Below are 18,858 nucleotides of genomic sequence, written 5' to 3' on the forward strand. Positions count from 1 at the left end.
GGGCTTTTTTATTGTGGCGAGCGGTGGTTTAGTTCAGCCGGTTCCAGCTTTTGGTGGCGCTATTAAAGAAGCCCGACTCGCGGTAGGCTTTTTCGATGATGCCTTTATCGCGCAGGCGATCTAGACCGATATTCAGCTGCTTGGCTACCAGTGCGCCATTGGGGTCGAGGCGGCTAACAAAGAAATGCCGGCTGCCTTGCAGGCCAACTTTCACATTGGTGATCGGCACTAATTTTTTGCCGCCTACATCCATGGATAAATCAGGCGTGGGCTGGAAGGGCGCCAGTACCACATCGGCGCGTTTTTTCACCAGCATGCCCACCATGGAATCCCAGCTTTGGGTTTTCAGCAGATTAGAAAACTTCAGGCTTTCCAGTGTGGCCACATCGGGCTTCCAACTATCGGCCACCACCGCGGTGAGCTTTTGCAGCTCGGGCAGCGTACGGGTGAGGCGGGCTTCCACATTATCGGCGGTGGTGTAAAAGCCGGCTTCAAATTCACCATTACGAATCACCGGCTCAGACACGAACACCTTATCGCTAAGCGGCTTAAGATCGATCTGCCAGGCGCTATTGCCCCCCATGGTGACATTGCCGGTCATGATTTCTTTGATGTAGCGATTGTAGGAATCGCTGCTGTTATCAACTTTCACGAGCTTAATCGGTAAGTCATTGCCGCCAGCTTTCAGCGCCTGCATCACCAAGACGATTTCGACCACATCGCGGCGCGAGCCTGGGCCGCCGTAGTTGCTGAGGGTGAGCGGATCGCGCTGGCCGATGAATTTTTGGTAATCGTTGTAGACATCCTGCTGGGTCAGGATGGTGATGGTTTTATCGTTGGCCCAAGCGGTACTGGTGGCTGCGGCGGTCAGGGTGAGCGCGCAGAGTAAACGTTGAAACAAGCGCATCATCAAATCCTCCTAGAATGGGCTGAACCCATCATGGCAAGTTGTAAGGCAAAAGGCAATCGCGATAAGCCTGTAGCCCGCAACTGCATAAAGCTGACAACATCCGGCGCGCCAATGTGCCGGAGGCTATGGGCTGAATAGAAATTAGCTATCGGGCAGATGAAAACTCTTGATTTGACGATCGTCGCCCAGATATCTACAGTGTTGCCAACTTTTACCGAACCCTTTTAGGAGTTTTAACATGGCTGTATTGGTTGCTAAGCAAGCCCCTGACTTCACCGCCGCTGCCGTTCTGGGCAATGGCCAGATCGTTGACAACTTCAACCTGAAAGAAGCCACCGCCGGCAAATACACGGCCATCTTCTTCTACCCACTGGACTTCACTTTCGTTTGCCCATCTGAGCTGATCGCTTTTGATCACCGTCTGGAAGAATTCAAAAAACGCAATGTGGAAGTGATCGGCGTATCGATCGACAGCCAATTCACCCACGCTGCATGGCGCAACACCCCAGTCGAAAAAGGCGGTATCGGCCAAGTGGGTTACACCCTGGTGGCTGACGTGAAGCACGAAATTTGCCAAGCTTATGATGTTGAGTTGGCCGATGCGGGCGTGGCACTGCGCGGTACCTTCCTGATCGACAAAAACGGCGTAGTACAACACCAAGTGGTGAACAACCTGCCACTGGGTCGTGATATCGACGAACTGCTGCGTGTGATCGACGCGCTGCAATTCACCGAAGAGCACGGCGAAGTGTGCCCAGCCGGCTGGAACAAAGGCAAAAAAGGTATGAAAGCCGACGCGGATGGCGTGGCTTCTTACCTGGCTGAAAACGCCGCTGCACTGTAATTGAAGCTCATCACTTCGCGCCATGCGCGAAGTGATCGCTCCGCCAAGCCCCGCCTAGCGGGGCTTTGTTGTATCTGCATGGCCTTGCCAATCTGCCCGCGGCCGCGCATGCCGTATAATCTGGCTAACCAAAATGCCGCAGGAAAACTATGTCTCAACATGTGATTGCCCCGCCGCAAGCCGGCGTTAGCCCGCTGACCTGGTATCAATCCCTGGCCAGCCAGCCCGGCTTTATTGCCGACCAATCGCAAGCCGCCGCCATCGAGCGGCTGGAAGCACTGTGGCAACAGCTGGTGGTGTTCAAGCAAAAGCGCAATCGCCTGTTTGGCAAAACCCTGCTGCCGATGCCCGATTTACCGCGCGGGCTGTATTTTTGGGGCGGCGTAGGGCGCGGCAAAAGCTTTTTGATGGATGCGTTTTACGCCGGCCTGCCGTATAAGCGCAAAAAGCGCCTGCATTTTCACTACTTTATGCAGGAAGTGCACCGCGAACTGCGCGCACAGCAAGGCAGTGACGACCCGCTCACCAAAGTCGCCGACAAATGGGCCAAAGCCGTGCGCGTGCTGTGTTTTGACGAGTTTCACGTCTCCGACATTGCCGACGCGATGATTCTGGGGCGGCTGATGGAGCAACTATTTAATCGCGGCGTGGTGCTGGTAACGACGTCGAATTACCCGCCCGATGGGCTGTACCCGAACGGGCTGCAGCGCGCGAATTTCCTGCCCACCATCGAGCTACTGAAAGCGCGGCTGGATGTACTGAATGTCGACGGCGGGCAAGATTTCCGCTTGCGCGCGCTCACCGCCGCGCGCACCTATCTGTACCCGCAAGATGCCGCCAGCGAGGCTGAGCTAGGCGAGCTGTTTGCCAAAATGGCAACCGGCCACGATCAAGATCCGCAGCTCACCCTTGAAGGCCGCAAGCTCAAAGCCCGCCGCCGCGCCGGTGGCGCCATTTGGTTTGATTTTGCCGTGCTATGCGGCGATGGCCGTGGTCAGGCCGACTATCTGGCGCTGGCGCAGGAATATCACACCGTCTTCCTCACTGGCCTGCCTAAGCTCAAGCCGGAAAACAGCAATCTGGCTCGCCGCTTTACCTGGCTGGTGGATGTGTTTTACGACCACCGCGTTAAACTCATCATCGGCGCTGATGTGCCGGTGGATCAGGTGTATGTCGAGGGTCTGCAAGCCAGCGAATTCTTCCGCACCGCCAGCCGCCTGACCGAAATGCAATCGAAAGAATACCTCGCGCTGGCGCATCAAAGCGTCGAGCAAGCGCAAGCAGGGCTGATCGAGACTTAATCCTCACCGGATGTCGCTGACTTCATGCTATGGTTTTGCTTTCACTACATCTGGAAGCAAGGCCATGGCCAAAGGCTATTGGATCGTCCGCCTCGACATCACCCAGCTAGAACCCTTTCAAGCCTATATCGCAGCCAATGGCGCGGCTCTCGCAGAATACGGCGCCCAGTATCTGGCTAGAGCAGGCCAGTATCAATGCGTGGAAGGCAATACCCGTTCACGCAACACCATCGTCGAGTTTCCCACCTACCAAGCCGCACTCGATTGCTACCACTCCGTGCCGTATCAAAATGCCAAAGCGTTGCGCGACGGCGCGTGTGAGATTGATTTGGTGGTTGTGGAAGGGTATGACGGGGTGCAGCCGAGGTAATTAGGGGCGCTAGGATAGCTGATTTTAAGCTTGAGATTTGAATTGATGACTAGAGTCGCAAACCACGATGACCTAGCCGGCGTGCTGCGCTTGTATCAAGAGCTGCGCCCGCATGATCCGGCCTTGGCCGATGATCTTGCGCAAGAACGTTGGGCGCAGATCATTGCCGATCCAAACACGCAGATTGTGGTGGCCGAGATCGATGGCTTGCTAGCTGCGACCTGCGCGTTGAGCATCAATCGCAGCATCGCCAACGGCGCTAGGCCGTTTGGCCTCATCGAGCATGTGATCACCGCCAGCGCCTATCGCCGCCGCGGGCTGAGTCGCCAAGTGCTGGAATTCGCGCTGGCCTTGGCGTGGCAGGCCGATTGCTACAAAGTGATGCTGCTGTCGGGCGAGCAGCTGACTGCGGCGCATTCGGTGTACGAGGCGGTTGGCTTTAAAAGCGGGATTGAAAAAGCCTTTGTGATCAAACGCCCTTGAGGTCGTCTGCGGCACTTTGGCGCTTAGCCTTTCGCAGCATGCACTAGCCAACACCTTCGGCACTCAATACTTAGGCACACATTTTGCTGCATAGCTTACTCATAGCTGTGGCCATGGAGTGACCAATGCGCATCATCATCGACGACCTTACCCACCCCCAAGTTGCTGATTTATTGCAGGAACATCTGGCCGGTATGTATGCCAACTCGCCGGCGGAATGTGTGTTTGCACTGGATTTAGCCGCACTCAAAGCGCCAGAAATTACCTTTATGACCGCTTGGGAAGGCGAGGCTTTGCTCGGTTGTGGTGCATTCAAGCGGCTGGATGCCCAGCACGCCGAGCTTAAATCCATGCGCACCGCTGCGCGGTATGTGCGGCGCGGGGTGGGGCGGGCGCTGTTGCAGGCGCTAGAGGCTGAGGCCCGCGCACAGGGTATTCAGCGATTAAGCCTCGAAACCGGCACCACGCCGGCCTTTGCCCCAGCGCATCGGCTGTATGCGCAGCAAGGCTATCAGCCCTGCGGGCCGTTTGCGCAGTACCAGCCCGACCCTTTTAGCCTCTTTATGAGCAAAAGCCTGCATACGCCGGTGATTTGAGGCTAATTGGGTCGGCGTTGTCTGGCGCAACACTTGGCTCAGCGCATTCTAATTTGATCTAGATGCAATGCACCGCATTCGGCTGCGAAGGCGAATGGCTGCCCGTGTATCATGGCGACTGTGCCCTGCCTGCCGGGGCGCGGATAACAGGGCGACCGGGTTTTCTCCCCGGCCACGCCAAGACAAAAGGGAATGCGATGAGTAATACAACACCAACTAGCAGCGCCACCTTGTCCGGCCCGGCGCTGGGCTTGCTGTGGTTTGGGGCCGCCGTGTCGCTGGCCGAAATCATGACGGGTACTTTGTTAGCTCCGCTGGGTTTTGCTGATGGCGTGAAAGCCATTTTGCTCGGCCATATGATTGGCGGCGTGCTGTTCTGGCTGGCGGGCTATATCGGCGCCAAGACCGGTAAATCGGCGATGGAAACTGTCAAGCGCTCGTTTGGTCAGCGCGGCAGTACGCTGTTTTCGCTGGCCAATGTAGTGCAGCTGGTAGGCTGGACGGCGATTATGGTGTTTTCTGGCGCGGCAGCGGCGAATTTTCTGGTGCCGCAAGTGGGCAATGCCGGTTGGTCGCTGGTGATTGGGGCCTTGATTGCCTTGTGGATCGCGCTCGATTTGAAAAACATGTCGCGCCTGCAGTCGGTGACCGCCGCACTGCTGTTTTTGCTGACTATTTTACTCAGTGTGGTGGTGTTTCAGGCCGAGGCGGCGCAGCTGCCGGCTGCGGCGCAGCAAACCATGAGTTTTGGCATGGCAGTCGAGCTAGCGGTGGCCATGCCGTTATCGTGGTTGCCACTGGTGAGCGATTACACCCGTTCGGCGCGCCACGCAGGGCGTGATACCACCTGGGCCACGCTGGCGTATTTTATTGGCAGCAGCTGGATGTTCATCATCGGCTTGGGCGCTGCGCTGTTTGCCGGCACTGGCGATGTGGCGGCGATTATGGCTAAGGCCGGTCTGGGTGTAGCGGCGATCTTGGTGGTGGTGTTTTCAACGGTGACCACCACTTTTCTGGATGCGGCCTCAGCGGGGATTTCGGCGGCCAGCCTTAATCCAAAACTACCTGAGCGTGCCGCGGGCATTGCTGCCGTGGTGCTGGGCACTGCGCTGGCGCTGTGGGCGCCGGTGAATAGTTTTGAGAGTTTCCTGTTTTTGATTGGCTCGGTGTTTGCGCCGATGATTGCCATCATGGTGGCGGATTATTTTGTACTGAAACAGGATGCCTCGGCTCAGCTGGTGAGCTGGCCAAATCTGGCCTTGTGGTTGGCTGGGTTTGGTCTGTATCGCTATTCCATGAGCTGGGATCTACCCGTGGGCAACACCTTACCAGTGATGCTGATCGTGGCCAGCGTGGCTTGCCTGTGTGGCGTGGTGGGGCGCAAACGCGCCGCCCGTGCGGTAACGGCCTAAAGGCACGCGGATGCAAATGCAAGCCTACACCGCGGTGGCGGGCCAATTGCAATTGGGCCCAGCGCCGCGCCCCGAGCCCGGCCCGGGGCAGTTGCTGGTGAAAGTGGCCGCGGCCGGGGTGAACCGGGCTGATCTGGTGCAGGTGGCGGGGCTGTATCCACCCCCGCCGGGCGAATCCAGCATCATTGGCTTGGAGATCGCCGGTGAAGTGGTGGCGTTGGGGCCGCAGGTGCAGGGCTTTAGGCTGGGGCAAGCGGTGTTTGGCTTGGTGGCTGGTGGTGCTTATGCGGAGTATTGCCTGCTAGACCAATCATTGGCTTGGTTGCAGCCCGATACCCTCAGTAGTATCCAGGCCGCCAGCTTGCCGGAGGTGTGGTTAACTGCATGGTTAAATCTCATCACGCTTGGGCAACTCCGCCCCGGGCAACGGGCGCTAATTCACGCCGGCGCCAGTGGCGTGGGGGCGGCGGCGATTCAGCTGGCCAAGGCGCAGGGCGCGTGGGTGGCCGCGACGGCCAGCTCGCCTGCCAAGCTGGATTTCTGCCGCGGGCTGGGCGCCGATTGCGTGATCAATTATCGCGAGCAAGATTTTGCTGCGGAGCTCAAAGCCATGGGCGGGGTGGATCTGATTCTGGATCCGGTCGGCGGCAGCTATCTGGCCGGCAATCAGCGCTGTTTGCGCCTTGATGGCCGGCTGATTTTGATTGGCCTTTTGGGCGGGGCCAGCGCGGAGCTGAATCTGGGGCAACTGCTGGTGAAACGCCAGCAGCTGCTGGGCTCCACCCTGCGCAGCTTGCCCTTGGCGCGCAAAACCGAGCTGGCCCAAGCCGTGGCGCGCGAGCTCTTGCCGCAATGGGCAAATGGCCGCTTGCAGCTGAGCATTGATCGGGTATTTGCCTGGCAGGATGCGCCCGCCGCGCATGCCTATCTGGCGCAAAACCAGAATCTGGGCAAAGTGGTGCTGAGCGTGGCCTAGGCTGGCACTGGATAAACGAGCGCAACAATGAAAAAAGCCATGCCAGCCGGCATGGCTTTTTTGCTTGGGCGTGCGGCTTAGGCCGTAGAACGACCCAAAAGCTGGCGCTTTTGCCGCTCGAATAAGCCGCGACGGATCATTTCTAGCTGCATCACCGAGCGCAGGCGGCGGGCGGTTTGATACAGATAGCTGGCGGTTTTCGCCGTTTCCATCACTTTGCGGGCTTCGTCTTCGATCGCAATCAGTTCCAGTGCATCGAGCGTTTTGGGATTCATGTTGGCGCTCCGTTAGTTGACGACACGCTAAAGTATATGAAAACTATTCTCGAGTTTTTCCGTAAGCTGATAGATGGTTTGATCTGGCGCCAAGCCGCTATTTTTCTCGATTTTTACCTTTCAGCGACGTTTTTGCTGTCGAATTGCTGACGCCGTTGATCGGCTGCCGGCTGGCCGACTGCATCGGCCTGTGTAGTCGGTGAGCGAAAACTACCTAAAAACACTGGTCTGCAAGTTCGGCGATGCTGTGACCTCTGTGCGCTGGCGATGGCCGCCACGGGCAGACGGATGTTGGCCAGCTAAGACCATTCACCGCGCGCCTCAATTGCTGTGATGCGCTTCACTTGACCGCCTGGCGGCCTCTTCCAACTATCGTTGCTACGTACTTGATTGCTTGGCTTTTTTGGTCCGGTAATCGGGGTACGGTGCGCAGCGGAAAGCCTGCAGAAAGACAGGCGCTCCGCGCTTTTATTTTAAAAAGAAATTGGAAGAGACATGCAAACAAACCACACCGCACTGCGCCGCGCAGTGCTGGGCGCGCTCTTGGCTGCCCAATTTAGTACCCCTATTGCCGCCGCCGTACCAGGCTGGTCTAGCAGCAAAATTTCGATGGGTGGCGTGATTAACGGGGGCTCGGAGCTACCGCTGTTGCAGCAGCGCCCGGTCGATGCGCTGTTTAGCTATGCCGGGCAGGGCGGGGATGGCGATCGCGAGAGCATTCTGACCACCGATGTGAAGGTGGAACGGCTGATGCACTATATCCGCGCGATGGAGAGCAATCTGGCCGGGCAGACCTTCATGCCGACGATTGTGTTTTACACCGTGGATGGCAGCTCCAGCCACTACACCATCCAGCTCGATCTCAGTAATGACAGCAGCAAGCATTATTTGCGCAATCACTACATCAATCTGATTAGCCTCTTGAAACAGCTGGAAGGCTACAAAGATGCCAAGCATCCGGTGCCGGCCACTTTGCTGCTCAACCCTGACTTTTTGGGTGAAATGCATAAATCCTGCCAGCCGGGCTATTGCCCAACGCCGTTTGATTACGCTGTACCGGTGGCCAGCGGCTTGACCGAGGCGTTTGATTATCTGGGCCTGAATAAAGCCGACATTCCGGCTGAATTTATGGCGGCCAACACCACCTTGCCCAATTACATACGCTCGCTCAATTGGCTGGTGCGCAAGTTTGGCCCGAATATCCCGTATGGCTGGCATTACAACGTGTGGGCGGGTGATCAAACCGGCCACGGCTGGCTGCATCAGGCCAGCCAAAATTCGGCCTTGATCGCGCCACATGCCAAGGCGGTGAAAGATTTTCTCTACACCATGAAGGCCTACGGCAACCCCGAGGCGCAGCTTAATCCCGACTTTATCGCCTTTGATAAATGGGAGCGCGATGTCTTCTCGAAAATGGCGCTCAATGGCCTGCAGGGCGGTTATTTATACAATGCGCCCACCTATGGCGTTTACACCGAATACGTAAAGCAGGTGTCGCAATTGCTCGGCAATCAGCCAGTGATGCTGTGGCAAGTGCCAGGCGGGCATTTGCAAGTGAATGGCGATGTCGATACCCGCGGCGATCACGCTAGCTCCGATGCGACGTATTTCCTGGGCGACGCCAATGTGGATTCGGCGGCGAGCAATCTGCAGGCCTATTTCGGCAATCTGGCGATGCCGACCAATAGCTCTTATGTGCTCAATGGCGCCGTCACCGTAAAAGATTTTCTGAAATGCCCAAGCAGCGAAAGCGCGTGCTGGCAAACCGGGCATTTGGCGCAGCTTAAAGCGGCAAATGTGTTTTCGGTGATCTGGGGCGGCGGCTCAACCACGTCGATTGTCGGCACCGATAATGTGGCCGACGATGGTGGCTGGTTGTGGAATCGACTCAAAGCGTTGGGGCTGAATAATGGCACCGGTAGCAGTGCGCCTATTCCTACCTTGCCACCGAAAGCCACCAATGCGCCGGGCGCTAGCTGCAATGCTTGGGAAGCCACTGCGGTGTATCAGGCTGGAGCCTGCGTGACTAAAGGCGGCCAGACCTATACTGCCATGTGGTATAGCCAGGGTAATGATCCAGCCACCGAGTCTGGCCCGGATGGCAGCGGTAAAGTCTGGCGCATTGTCGCCAGCGCCGCCACGGCCACACCTAGCGCGCGGCCCACCGCGACCCCAAGTGTGACGCCAGCGCCGACCGCGGCTCCTACTGCGGTGCCGACGGCGACGCCAGCGCCCACCGCGGCCCCAACGGCGACGCCCACGGTGAAACCCAGCGCGACGCCAAGCCCGGCCCCCACCGCCACCCCCACCGTGAAACCAACGGCCAGCCCAAGCCCTGCCCCGACGGCAACGCCGGGCAGTGGCGTCACCGTTTGCGCCCCCGCCTGGTCGGCCAGCACGCAATACAGCGTGGCCGGCACCGTGGTGTCGTTCGGCGGGCATAACTACCAATCCAAATGGTGGACGGTGAACGAAAACCCAAGCCAGACCGGCACCTGGGGGGTATGGCAGGATCTGGGCCTTTGTCGCTAAATCTGACGCTGTGCAGCTGTATAACCAAACCGCCCCTCGGGGCGGTTTTTTCTTGCCCGCACGGATCAAGCTGGGCGGTAGCCAGGCAGGCTGCTAAGGTAAAGGCTAATGCGCAAACGGGGGAAGGCGATGTTTGATGGCAATCTGCCGCAATTGATGGTGGCCTACAATCAGTGGCAAAACCGGCAGGTGTATCACGCCGCGGCACAGCTGAGCGAAGAGCAGCGTCAGGCCGATCGCGGGGCGTTTTTCCGCTCGGTGCATGGCACGCTCGATCATCTGCTGTGGGGCGATTTAATCTGGCTGGGGCGCTTTACCGAGCAGACGCTGGTGACGCAGCCCTGTGGTGAGCTGCTCCATCCCGATTTTGCAAGCCTCAGCGCCGCGCGCGAGGCGCTGGATCAACAGCTGATCAGCTGGGCCGCCAACCTGAGCGCCGAGTGGCTGGCCGAGCCGGTCACGTGGACGAGCCGGCTCTATCAATTTACCCAGACCGTACCACGCTGGGTGTTGGTACAGCATATGTTCAACCACCAGACCCATCATCGCGGGCAAGTGGGCACTTTACTGCAGCAGCTAGGGGTGGAGGTGGGGATTACCGATTTGCCGCTACTGGATATCTTGCAGCAAGGTCCGTCGCAGTAGCACGTGATTCATAGGGTATAGCCCGCAAGCGATTGTTGGCTGAGCTTTTAGGGTTAATACCCTTCTGGGTATGTGGTGGGTAGGTTTAGCGCAGCTTATTCCAGTTGGCGATGGCTTCTTTCTTGCTGCTGCCTTGTTGGCTGATGGCGTTGCAATTGCCGTTTTTGCCAAATTTGCTGCACTGTACCCAGTAGCGATTCGAGCCCGCTTTCTGCGGCTCGGCCGGGGCACCGCATTTGGGGCAGGCTTGAGCGGAAGTGGCTGGGGTGGTGGGGCTTATGCTCATGGACTGACTCACTGTCGAAGGTCGGCAAGGATAACGCGCCGGCCAGGAAAATGCATCTGTGCGCCAGCGGCTTTAGCATAGACGCCCCGCGCGCCAGAGGGGCGGCGGGGCGATCAGAGGTGCTGCGGGATGAGCCGAGTGGGCTACGTGGCCGGCTTAATGCACGGCTTGCAGCATTTCTTCGACGACTTTTTTCGCGTCGCCAAACACCATCATGGTTTTATCCATGTAAAACAGCTCATTATCCAGCCCGGCATAGCCGGCATTCATCGAGCGTTTGACCACCATCACGGTGCGCGCTTTGTAGGCATCCAGAATCGGCATGCCGTAAATCGCGCTGCTGGGGTCGTTTTTCGCCGCGGGGTTCACCACATCATTGGCGCCGATCACCAGCACCACATCCGCGCTGGAAAACTCGCTATTAATCTCTTCCATTTCCACGACTTTTTCATACGGCACTTCCGCCTCGGCCAGCAGCACATTCATATGTCCGGGCATGCGGCCCGCCACCGGGTGAATCGCGTAGCGCACATCCACGCCGCGCTCGGTGAGCAGATCGGTCAGCTCTTGCAGCGCATGCTGCGCGCGCGATACCGCCAGACCATAGCCAGGGATGATGATGACTTTTTCGGCGTTTTCCATCAAAAAGGCCGCGTCATCGGCCGAGCCCGAGCGATAATTTTTCGCCCCGCCCGCTGCGCCATTGCCGGCGCTCACTTCGGCGCCGAAACCGCCGAGCAGCACCGAAATGATGGAACGGTTCATGGCTTTACACATGATGTAGGACAGAATCGCCCCCGAGGCGCCCACGCAGGCGCCGGCGATAATCAGCACCGGATTATCCAGCGTAAAGCCAATCCCGGCGGCCGCCCAGCCCGAATACGAATTCAGCATGGACACCACCACTGGCATATCCGCACCACCGATGGGCACAATCAGCAGCACCCCCAGCGCCAGGGCCACGGCCAGCATCATTAAAAACGCCGCCGCGCTGCCGGTGGCGTAATACACCAGCCCCAAGCCCAGCATGGTGAGCGCCAAGACCAGATTTAGCAGATGTTGGCCTTTGAAATTGAGCGCTTTGGCGCCAAAACGGCCAGAGAGCTTGCCATACGCCACCACCGAGGCGGTGAAGGTAATCGCGCCGATAAAGGCGCCGATAAACAGCTCGATTTGCTGCGCGCCAGTGTGGCTGACACCAGTGTGGAACACCGCCGCCACCGCAATCAGCACCGCCGAGAGCCCCACCAGCGAGTGCATGGCGGCGACAAGCTCTGGCATGGCCGTCATGGCCACGGTGCGCGCTTTGTAGGCGCCCACCAGGCCACCGGCGGCCATCGCGGCCAAAATCAGCCAGATGACCGGCTCATTGGCGACAAAAAAGGTGGTCAGAATGGCGATGGTCATCCCAACCATGCCATACAGATTGCCGCGCAGCGCGGTTTTGGGCGAAGAGAGGCCGCGCAGCGACAGAATAAACAGCACCGCCGCGACGAGGTATAACAGCGCAGTCAGATTAGCCATGCTCAGCGCTCCCCTTTTTTGCTTTTAAACATATCCAGCATGCGCTGGGTAACCAAAAAGCCGCCAAAGATATTGATGCTGGCGAGGAAAATCGCGATCGCGCCCAGCACGCTGGTGAGGGTGATCTGCTGGGCGTGGATATCCACCACCTGCAGCATGGCGCCCACCACGATAATGCCGGAAATCGCATTGGTTACCGCCATCAGTGGCGTATGCAGGGCGGGGGTGACATTCCATACCACGTGATAACCGACAAAAATCGCCAGCACGAAAATCGTGAGACTGGCGATGATGGGGTCGGGCCCGCTGGTGGCGGGGAGATGAGCTGCAGCAGATGCTGCCAGGGCTAGGCTTGACATGCGGACTCCTCAACTTCCTTGTTGTTATTCTGGGTATGGCTCTGCAGGGCAGGCGCAGCTTGAGCTGCAGCGAAATACACACTCTGGGCATGGGTGACCAGCGTGGCTTTCACGATGTCGTCATCCAGCTGAGGTGCATAGTGGCCGTCGGCATTCAGCAGCAGGCCAAGGAAAGTCAATACATTGCGGGCAAACATTGCCGAGGCATCGGCCGGCATCAGCGCAGGCAGATTGGCTTGGCCGACGATGATGACGCCGTTGTCCGTGCGCACCACGTCTTGCGGGTGTGACAGCGGGCAATTGCCGCCGCCATTGGCGCCCAGACCCGCTGCCAGATCCACAATCACGCTGCCGTGGCGCATGGCGGCTACGGTGTCGGCGCTGATCAGCTCAGGAGCGGGTTTACCCGGAATCAGGGCGGTGGTGATGATGATGTCGGCCAGCGCCGCTTGCTGGGCAATCAGCGCCTGCTGGCGGGCCTGATAATCGGCCGACATTTCTTTGGCATAACCGCCGGTATGGGCAAAGGCGGCTTGTTCTTCAGCGGTAAGGGCCACTTCGATAAATTTAGCACCCAGCGATTCCACCTGCTCGCGGGTGGCGGGGCGCACGTCAAAGACTTCCACAATCGCGCCCAAGCGTTTGGCGGTGGCAATGGCCTGCAAACCGGCCACGCCAGCGCCCAGAATCAGCACCCGCGCCGGTTTCACCGAGCCGGCGGCGGTCATAAACATCGGCATAAAGCGCGGGAAATACTGCGCCGCCAGCAACACCGCGCGGTAGCCGGCAATATTGGCCTGGCTGGACAGTACATCCATGCTTTGGCCGCGGGTAATGCGCGGAATCAGCTCGAGCGCATAGGTGTCAATTTGTCGGGCCGCCAGTTGGGGGAGATGCTGAAAGCGATGGATGTGCAGCTGCGCAATCAAGACCGAGCCGGGGGCGTATTGATCAATCTCGTGGGTATCGGGCGCAGCTATTTTTAGAATAATGCCTTTGGCGGCATACAGGGTGGTGGTATCTGCGGCAATGCTGGCGCCGGCCAGCGAATAGGCTTCATCGGTCCAGCCGGCCGCCAGGCCCGCCTGACTTTGCACCAGCACCTGATGGCCCTGTTGCACCAGTTTTTTCACCGTATCGGGTGACGCCGCGACGCGGGTTTCGTCGCGCTGGATTTCTTTGGGAATCAAAAACAGCATCGGTGGAGTCCTTATGTGTGGCCGCCAGCGGACACCGGGGCCGCGCGCGGGGCGCCTTACCACTGCCTGCGCAGCGAGGTGAGGATATTAAGCCGCAACTGTGGGCCCGCCCGTTTGACCCAGCGCAACCCCCGCCCGCCGCAGCCGCGGTGAATTTGCGCTAGCGCAAACTTTGCGCCGTTCATAGAAAATACACACCAATGCTATTGAGAATAATTATCGTTTATATGATAATCATTCTCATCTGAATTGAAACTGACAAGGAAGCCGCAATGAACGCCTATCTGGTTGGTGCCGACGTCCTCGGCAATATCCCGCAAGTCCTGGCCGAGCACGGGATTAAAGTGCATAAACATGTGAGCGGCCGCAATGTGGCCCATCAGCGTAAACCGGCCAGCCTCAATGGCGCTGATTTGCTGATTCTGTTTACCGATTTTCTCAGCCACAACGTGATGAAAGCCTACCGCGAGCTGGCCAATGAAGAGAATGTGCGTTTCCTCGCCTGCCGCCGCTCGGTCTGTGCCTTGAGCCAGAGTCTGGAAAAACTCAATGAGGTAAAAGACTGCACGCAGTGCCCGAAGCGCAAGAAGTGCAAGTAGCTTAAAGGTCACGCCATAAAAAAACCGGGCCTTAGCCCGGTTTTTGCATTGAATATTGCGAGGATTAGCGCAGGAAATTATTGGTGGCCTGCAGGAGTTCACCATTCATATCGTGTGCGTATTCCCAAATCATTACGCCACCCAGTTCATGCTTTTTGGCGTAATCGGCCTTGTATTTCAGGCCTTCCTGATCTTCATAAGAAATGAAAACGTCACCGTTATAAAGCCAAGGGGCTTTGGCGGTTTCGTCCCAATAGCGTTTGTATGCTGGGTTGGTCAGGAATTTAGTCTGGATGTCGGTGTAAGTAACACCGTCTTCATACGCGGCACCAGTAAATTTCTGGAATAGACCTGAGTTGCTGTTACTTACCCCTTTCCAGCCTCGGCCATAGTAAGCTAGGCCCAAAAGCAATTTTTGCGGTTTTACGCCAGCATTCAGATAAACCTGCATCCCTTGATCAGAACCCCAGCCACCCCAGGCAGGATCGCTCGGGTTGCGATAAAGATTGCTATTGTGGCCAGTGGTTTTGCTCCAAGTACCGTAATAGTCATAGGCCATGACTTTCAGGTAATCGACTGCATTTTCAATGCGGCGAATGTTGTTCTTTTGCACAAACCATGGGCTGGCAGGAACCGCGACTGAAACCTGATATTTTTTGCCGGTTTTGGTGGCCAATTTATCCAAGGCTGCTCGGATATCTTCGAGTAAAGCGGGATAGTTTTCTCGATCATCGGCTGATGTTTTGATTGGCACGCCCCAATCTGGACCGACTGGATATTCCCAATCAATATCAACCCCTGTCAGTTGATTCGCTTCGACCATTTTTAGGACACTAGCAATGAATTTAGCGCGTGATTCTGGGGTTTTAGAGAGATCGGAGAAGCCTTCTGCTCCCCAGCCGCCAATCGAGAGATTGGTTTTCAAGTGTGGGCATTTTTGCTGTACTTTCGCCACTTCTTGCCACAAATTCGTGAAAGGTGGGACTGTGCCTGACTTGTCAGAATTGGGCTGCACTTCCAGCTCTTTGATGTAGGCCTCACCGTCGCGGATTTGGGCGAAGCTGATATTCAGCGTAGTCAGCAATTCGCAACGGATTTGGTCTGCTCGCCAATATACGCCCGCATCCATATCTTTGACCGTAGAACCCAATGGCCAAGTTCGAATGTAACTCACGACTTGTTTGCCATGATCTTGAACCACCGCGTTGGTTTTTTGCAGTTCCGGATAAGTATTTTCTGCTTTTGGTTCCGGTGTGGCGCAGCCGGCTAATACCAAGCTACCTGCAATGACACTGATTAGTGTGCGCATTACGACTTTCTCCTCTGTGAAAGAAAGTTCAGTGTATGGATTTATGCCGGCTTTGAGTATCTGCTTGTTTTTAATGTTGTAATTTTTGCTCCTAAGCTCTAGCCTAAAATTCGCTGCGCCGCCTGTTCGCCCCACCAGCTGGCTTCTTCGAATACCGATAGCCCGCTTAAATCGCTGTGCGCAAACAAAATCTGCCCGCTGTGCTGGCGCAGGGCGGCGAGGCCGCTGTGGCTTAAAAAACCAGGAATCGGGCTGCTCATGGCGTGGCCGCGCAGAGTGATTTCGACGGCGGCGATGTGTTCTTGGGCGATGATGGGGCGATCGAACCCGTACACGGTGGCCAAATCTTGCACTGCGGTTTGATAGAGCGCATCTGCATTGGCACTGGCTAAGTGCGCGCGCACCTGGCGTGGGTCTTGGCCGGCGTAGGCGTGATAGGCAGTAAAGACGGTGTGTGCGGGTTTGGCGGCGCGGATCAGCTGGTGAGTGCTATTCACAAAGCCCAAACTGGGGCTGCCGTATACCACATTATCCCAGCTCAGCGGCGTGTGCGCGGGCTCGGCCGGATAACGTTTGAGCAGAAAATTACTCACCTGCCAGGCCGCATGGGGCAAGGCTTGGGCGGGCTCATAGCCCAGCGTGCGTAAATCCAGCAAACGCTGCGCCACATGCAGCGGCATGGCGCAGATCACCCGCTCGGCCAGCAGGCGGATCACTTTGCCTTGCTGCCATATATCCACCGCCACGTGCTGATCTTCTGGCTGCAGCGCCACCGCCATACCCGGCAGCCAGCCACCGGCTTGGCGTAGGGGCTGCTGCATAAATTGCAATATTGGATTGAGCCCGGTGGGCCAGGTCAGCACGGCGCCCGGCTCGGCATTGTGCGCTTCGCCGCCGCGCGCGGCGAAATAGTGCAACCCAGCCCAGGCCGAGGTTTGCGCCAGGCCAATGCCATAATCATCGCGGCAGGCGTAATCGAGATACCACAAGAGGCTGGGCGCGCGGTAGCCTTGTTGCGCCAGCCACTGGGCAAAACTGAGTTGATCCAGCCCGCGCCACAGTGGGTCCTGGCTTGAGAGCGCCAGCGGTATCGCAAACACTTTGCGCCCATCCGCGCCCACCGCATGCTGCAACTGCTGTATGGCGGCCATAAAGCGTTGCTGCTCGGCGATTTCGGCCGCGGGGATGCCTTGATGTGGCAACAAGCCTTCTTGCCATTGTACCTGTACCCACAGCCGCTCCTGCGGCGCGTGAATCAGCGCGGTTTCATTGTAGCGTGGGCGTTCGCTGTATGGGTCGGCTTCGATGACGCCCATGGCCGCCAAAAGCTCGCGCACATGGCGCGAGGCCAGCGAGGGCAGGGGCAAATAATGGGCCCCACGCGGATAGGCGCTCTCCGCGCTGGCGCCAAATTGCCCAGCGGCGGCATTGCCCGCCGGCTCGGGGCCACTGACTAAGACCACATCGCGCAACCCGGCCTGCTGTAGCCGCCAGCCGGCAAACGAGCCCGCTACGCCTGAGCCCAAAATCGCCACTTTGACTCGGCGAGTTTCGCTGGGTTTGGGCAGGGGGGTATGGTCGCGCAAGCGATGCCCCTCCTGCATGCCAGGCAGATACACCTGGATAGGGATGCCCCAGTGGCTCAGCTCGCGACAGGCCGGCAGCGTCATCGCCAGCCCCAGTGCGGCGCTGTTTTGCAAAAATTGGCGGCGATTCATCGCAAACATCAGCGAATCACCTGCGACCAATCTTGCTCGAAATAATGCACCAGCGATTGGTTATTCAGCTGGTTCGCTTCGACCTTAACGGGTTGCATATCGGGCGGGAAAAAGAACATCTGTCGCGTGGTTTCGCCATCGAGAAATTTCGTTTTTACGCGGTACGACGTCGGTGGCGTATAGCCGGGCTTGTTGCTGGCCAGAATAAAGCCCCATTCGCCAAACGACGGCACAAACGCATGATATGGGGTGGTATACAGCCCAACCTCTTTCAAAGTCTGATCTATACACCAATACGAGCGGGGGGCATGCAAGGGGGACGTCGATTGCACCACCATCAGGCCGTTTTCGCTCAGGTGTTTTTTCACCAAGCGATACATCGGTACCGAATACAATTTACCGAGCGCAAAATTACTCGGGTCGGGGAAATCAATAATAATTGCGTCGAAAACCTGCAGGTTTTGCTCGATCCACTGGGCGGCATCGGCGTTAACGATTTTGACTTTCGGGTTGGATAGCGAATGTTGATTAAACCCGACCAGTTTTTCGTTATGCGTGAATAAATCGGTCATCGCCGGGTCCAGGTCGACCAAGGTGATGTGCTCGATATTTTGGTATTTCAAAATCTCGCGCACCGCCAGCCCGTCGCCACCGCCGAGTACCAACACCGATTTGGCCTGCGGCAGTTTTTCCAGCACCGGGTGCACCAAGGCTTCGTGATAGCGGTATTCATCGCGGCTGGAGAACTGCAGATTGCCGTTGATGTAGAGGCGCGTGTCGTTTTTCCACTGCGTGATCAATAGTCGCTGATAGGGCGTGGTTTGCGCGTGGATGATTTCATCGCCATACAGGGTTTTTTCGCTCCATTTGGTGAGCTTATCCGCCCCCAGCAGCGCGCCCAGCAACACCAGCGCCACCACGCCGCCGCGTAAAAGATGCAGTTTGGCGTGGGCTAATTCGTGACGGAAGATTTTGGTGGTGAGTAGGGCAATGCCCACGTTGACCAAACCAAACAGTAGCGCCGATCTCGCCAGCCCCAGATGCGGTGCCAGCACCAGCGGAAACAGCAGCGATACGGCTAGCGCGCCCATATAGTCAAACGTCAGCACGCGGCTCACCAGCTCGGCAAAATCGGTTTTGCGCTGATTCAAAACCCGCATGACCAGTGGAATCTCCATCCCCACTAGCGTGCCGGTGAGAAACACCAGGGCATACAGCACCGAGCGAAACGGCGCGGCCGCCCAGGCAAACACCACGAACAGCAGCGTTGCCGATAGACCGCCAATCAGGCCCACCAGCAGCTCAATCTCGATAAAGCGATCCAGCGTGCGCCCTTCGGGCACGTATTTGGATAAATGCGAGCCAATACCCATTGCAAACAGATAGCAGCCAATGATCGAGGAAAACTGCAACACCGAATCGCCCATCAAATAGCTGGCCAGCGCTGCCGCGATCAGCTCATAGGCCAGCCCGCAAGAGGCAACAATAAAAACCGAAAGGATCAGCAGTTTTTCTCGCAT

At 57.5% G+C, this 18,858-nt stretch carries 19 protein-coding genes; 10 read left to right on the plus strand and 9 right to left on the minus strand.

The annotated features are described in order from the left end of the window. Positions 1-28: 28 nt before the first annotated feature. On the minus strand, positions 29-910 hold the full coding sequence (locus tag G482_RS0101780; RefSeq protein WP_028448577.1) for a type 2 periplasmic-binding domain-containing protein: 882 nt from the start codon (positions 908-910) through the stop codon (positions 29-31). Positions 911-1,148: 238 nt separating this feature from the next. On the opposite strand from G482_RS0101780, the gene G482_RS0101785 reads away from it, so the two are divergent. From G482_RS0101785 to G482_RS0101815, 7 genes are all read left to right on the plus strand, one after another. After that, on the plus strand, positions 1,149-1,754 hold the full coding sequence (locus G482_RS0101785) for a peroxiredoxin (RefSeq protein WP_028448578.1): 606 nt from the start codon (positions 1,149-1,151) through the stop codon (positions 1,752-1,754). A gap of 149 nt (positions 1,755-1,903) precedes the next feature. Then, positions 1,904-3,055: a cell division protein ZapE gene (gene zapE / locus G482_RS0101790; protein ID WP_028448579.1), complete on the plus strand. Its 1,152-nt coding sequence runs from the start codon at positions 1,904-1,906 to the stop codon at positions 3,053-3,055. Positions 3,056-3,119: 64 nt separating this feature from the next. Beyond that, positions 3,120-3,425: a DUF1330 domain-containing protein gene (locus tag G482_RS0101795; protein ID WP_028448580.1), complete on the plus strand. Its 306-nt coding sequence runs from the start codon at positions 3,120-3,122 to the stop codon at positions 3,423-3,425. A 45-nt stretch (positions 3,426-3,470) separates the two neighbouring features. Next, on the plus strand, positions 3,471-3,908 hold the full coding sequence (locus G482_RS0101800) for a GNAT family N-acetyltransferase (RefSeq protein ID WP_028448581.1): 438 nt from the start codon (positions 3,471-3,473) through the stop codon (positions 3,906-3,908). A gap of 125 nt (positions 3,909-4,033) precedes the next feature. After that, on the plus strand, positions 4,034-4,504 hold the full coding sequence (locus G482_RS0101805; RefSeq protein ID WP_028448582.1) for a GNAT family N-acetyltransferase: 471 nt from the start codon (positions 4,034-4,036) through the stop codon (positions 4,502-4,504). 197 nt (positions 4,505-4,701) lie between these two features. Continuing rightward, positions 4,702-5,916, plus strand: coding sequence for a putative hydroxymethylpyrimidine transporter CytX (cytX, locus tag G482_RS0101810; protein WP_028448583.1), 1,215 nt, complete (start codon positions 4,702-4,704; stop codon positions 5,914-5,916). A gap of 10 nt (positions 5,917-5,926) precedes the next feature. Then, positions 5,927-6,892 carry an NAD(P)H-quinone oxidoreductase gene (locus G482_RS0101815; protein WP_028448584.1) on the plus strand — a complete coding sequence of 322 codons (966 nt, stop codon included), beginning with the start codon at positions 5,927-5,929 and terminating at the stop codon, positions 6,890-6,892. A gap of 77 nt (positions 6,893-6,969) precedes the next feature. Here the strand turns inward: G482_RS0101815 and G482_RS0101820 are convergent, their stop codons facing one another. Next, positions 6,970-7,167: a hypothetical protein gene (locus G482_RS0101820; RefSeq protein WP_028448585.1), complete on the minus strand. Its 198-nt coding sequence runs from the start codon at positions 7,165-7,167 to the stop codon at positions 6,970-6,972. Between the two features lie 495 nt (positions 7,168-7,662). Between G482_RS0101820 and G482_RS0101830 the strand changes: the two genes are divergently transcribed. Both G482_RS0101830 and G482_RS0101835 read left to right on the plus strand, forming a co-directional pair. Continuing rightward, the gene (locus G482_RS0101830) at positions 7,663-9,699 is read left to right on the plus strand and encodes a carbohydrate-binding protein (protein WP_028448586.1); all 2,037 of its coding nucleotides are present in this window, start codon (positions 7,663-7,665) and stop codon (positions 9,697-9,699) included. A gap of 108 nt (positions 9,700-9,807) precedes the next feature. Further along, the gene (locus tag G482_RS0101835) at positions 9,808-10,344 is read left to right on the plus strand and encodes a DinB family protein (protein ID WP_211227547.1); all 537 of its coding nucleotides are present in this window, start codon (positions 9,808-9,810) and stop codon (positions 10,342-10,344) included. An 85-nt stretch (positions 10,345-10,429) separates the two neighbouring features. Here G482_RS0101835 and G482_RS0101840 read toward each other — a convergent pair whose 3' ends face one another. From G482_RS0101840 to G482_RS0101855, 4 genes are all read right to left on the minus strand, one after another. Beyond that, the gene (locus tag G482_RS0101840; RefSeq protein ID WP_211227548.1) at positions 10,430-10,630 is read right to left on the minus strand and encodes a Lar family restriction alleviation protein; all 201 of its coding nucleotides are present in this window, start codon (positions 10,628-10,630) and stop codon (positions 10,430-10,432) included. A gap of 156 nt (positions 10,631-10,786) precedes the next feature. Then, positions 10,787-12,154, minus strand: a complete 1,368-nt coding sequence (locus G482_RS0101845; RefSeq protein WP_028448589.1) for an NAD(P)(+) transhydrogenase (Re/Si-specific) subunit beta — start codon at positions 12,152-12,154, stop codon at positions 10,787-10,789. 2 nt (positions 12,155-12,156) lie between these two features. Then, positions 12,157-12,513, minus strand: a complete 357-nt coding sequence (locus G482_RS0101850; protein WP_245575229.1) for a proton-translocating transhydrogenase family protein — start codon at positions 12,511-12,513, stop codon at positions 12,157-12,159. Further along, the gene (locus tag G482_RS0101855) at positions 12,501-13,712 is read right to left on the minus strand and encodes a Re/Si-specific NAD(P)(+) transhydrogenase subunit alpha (RefSeq protein ID WP_028448591.1); all 1,212 of its coding nucleotides are present in this window, start codon (positions 13,710-13,712) and stop codon (positions 12,501-12,503) included. The genes G482_RS0101850 and G482_RS0101855 overlap by 13 nt, the downstream gene beginning before the upstream one ends. 272 nt (positions 13,713-13,984) lie before the next feature. Between G482_RS0101855 and G482_RS0101865 the strand changes: the two genes are divergently transcribed. Continuing rightward, positions 13,985-14,311 (plus strand): DUF2325 domain-containing protein, encoded by a 327-nt coding sequence (locus G482_RS0101865; RefSeq protein WP_028448592.1) that lies wholly within the window; start codon positions 13,985-13,987, stop codon positions 14,309-14,311. Between the two features lie 64 nt (positions 14,312-14,375). Here G482_RS0101865 and G482_RS0101870 read toward each other — a convergent pair whose 3' ends face one another. The 3 genes from G482_RS0101870 to G482_RS0101880 form a co-directional block, all read right to left on the minus strand. After that, the gene (locus tag G482_RS0101870; RefSeq protein WP_028448593.1) at positions 14,376-15,620 is read right to left on the minus strand and encodes a glycoside hydrolase family 18 protein; all 1,245 of its coding nucleotides are present in this window, start codon (positions 15,618-15,620) and stop codon (positions 14,376-14,378) included. Between the two features lie 98 nt (positions 15,621-15,718). Then, complete coding sequence (locus G482_RS0101875; RefSeq protein ID WP_211227550.1) at positions 15,719-17,347, minus strand: NAD(P)-binding protein; 1,629 nt, start codon at positions 17,345-17,347, stop codon at positions 15,719-15,721. Further along, a complete protein-coding gene (locus G482_RS0101880; RefSeq protein ID WP_028448595.1) occupies positions 17,347-18,858 on the minus strand; it encodes a polyamine aminopropyltransferase in 1,512 nt (503 codons plus the stop codon). Before G482_RS0101880 ends, G482_RS0101875 begins: the two co-directional genes overlap by 1 nt.

The sequence above is a fragment of the Chitinibacter tainanensis DSM 15459 genome (genome assembly GCF_000429785.1).
GTDB lineage: Bacteria > Pseudomonadota > Gammaproteobacteria > Burkholderiales > Chitinibacteraceae > Chitinibacter > Chitinibacter tainanensis.

Coding starts and splice junctions, on each gene's coding strand:
- G482_RS0101780 (WP_028448577.1), bottom strand. CDS start 910: ATGATGCGCTTGTTTCAACGTTTACTCTGCGCGCTCACCCTGACCGCC.
- G482_RS0101785 (WP_028448578.1), top strand. CDS start 1,149: ATGGCTGTATTGGTTGCTAAGCAAGCCCCTGACTTCACCGCCGCTGCC.
- zapE (WP_028448579.1), top strand. CDS start 1,904: ATGTCTCAACATGTGATTGCCCCGCCGCAAGCCGGCGTTAGCCCGCTG.
- G482_RS0101795 (WP_028448580.1), top strand. CDS start 3,120: ATGGCCAAAGGCTATTGGATCGTCCGCCTCGACATCACCCAGCTAGAA.
- G482_RS0101800 (WP_028448581.1), top strand. CDS start 3,471: ATGACTAGAGTCGCAAACCACGATGACCTAGCCGGCGTGCTGCGCTTG.
- G482_RS0101805 (WP_028448582.1), top strand. CDS start 4,034: ATGCGCATCATCATCGACGACCTTACCCACCCCCAAGTTGCTGATTTA.
- cytX (WP_028448583.1), top strand. CDS start 4,702: ATGAGTAATACAACACCAACTAGCAGCGCCACCTTGTCCGGCCCGGCG.
- G482_RS0101815 (WP_028448584.1), top strand. CDS start 5,927: ATGCAAATGCAAGCCTACACCGCGGTGGCGGGCCAATTGCAATTGGGC.
- G482_RS0101820 (WP_028448585.1), bottom strand. CDS start 7,167: ATGAATCCCAAAACGCTCGATGCACTGGAACTGATTGCGATCGAAGAC.
- G482_RS0101830 (WP_028448586.1), top strand. CDS start 7,663: ATGCAAACAAACCACACCGCACTGCGCCGCGCAGTGCTGGGCGCGCTC.
- G482_RS0101835 (WP_211227547.1), top strand. CDS start 9,808: ATGCGCAAACGGGGGAAGGCGATGTTTGATGGCAATCTGCCGCAATTG.
- G482_RS0101840 (WP_211227548.1), bottom strand. CDS start 10,630: ATGAGCATAAGCCCCACCACCCCAGCCACTTCCGCTCAAGCCTGCCCC.
- G482_RS0101845 (WP_028448589.1), bottom strand. CDS start 12,154: ATGGCTAATCTGACTGCGCTGTTATACCTCGTCGCGGCGGTGCTGTTT.
- G482_RS0101850 (WP_245575229.1), bottom strand. CDS start 12,513: ATGTCAAGCCTAGCCCTGGCAGCATCTGCTGCAGCTCATCTCCCCGCC.
- G482_RS0101855 (WP_028448591.1), bottom strand. CDS start 13,712: ATGCTGTTTTTGATTCCCAAAGAAATCCAGCGCGACGAAACCCGCGTC.
- G482_RS0101865 (WP_028448592.1), top strand. CDS start 13,985: ATGAACGCCTATCTGGTTGGTGCCGACGTCCTCGGCAATATCCCGCAA.
- G482_RS0101870 (WP_028448593.1), bottom strand. CDS start 15,620: ATGCGCACACTAATCAGTGTCATTGCAGGTAGCTTGGTATTAGCCGGC.
- G482_RS0101875 (WP_211227550.1), bottom strand. CDS start 17,347: ATGTTTGCGATGAATCGCCGCCAATTTTTGCAAAACAGCGCCGCACTG.
- G482_RS0101880 (WP_028448595.1), bottom strand. CDS start 18,858: ATGCGAGAAAAACTGCTGATCCTTTCGGTTTTTATTGTTGCCTCTTGC.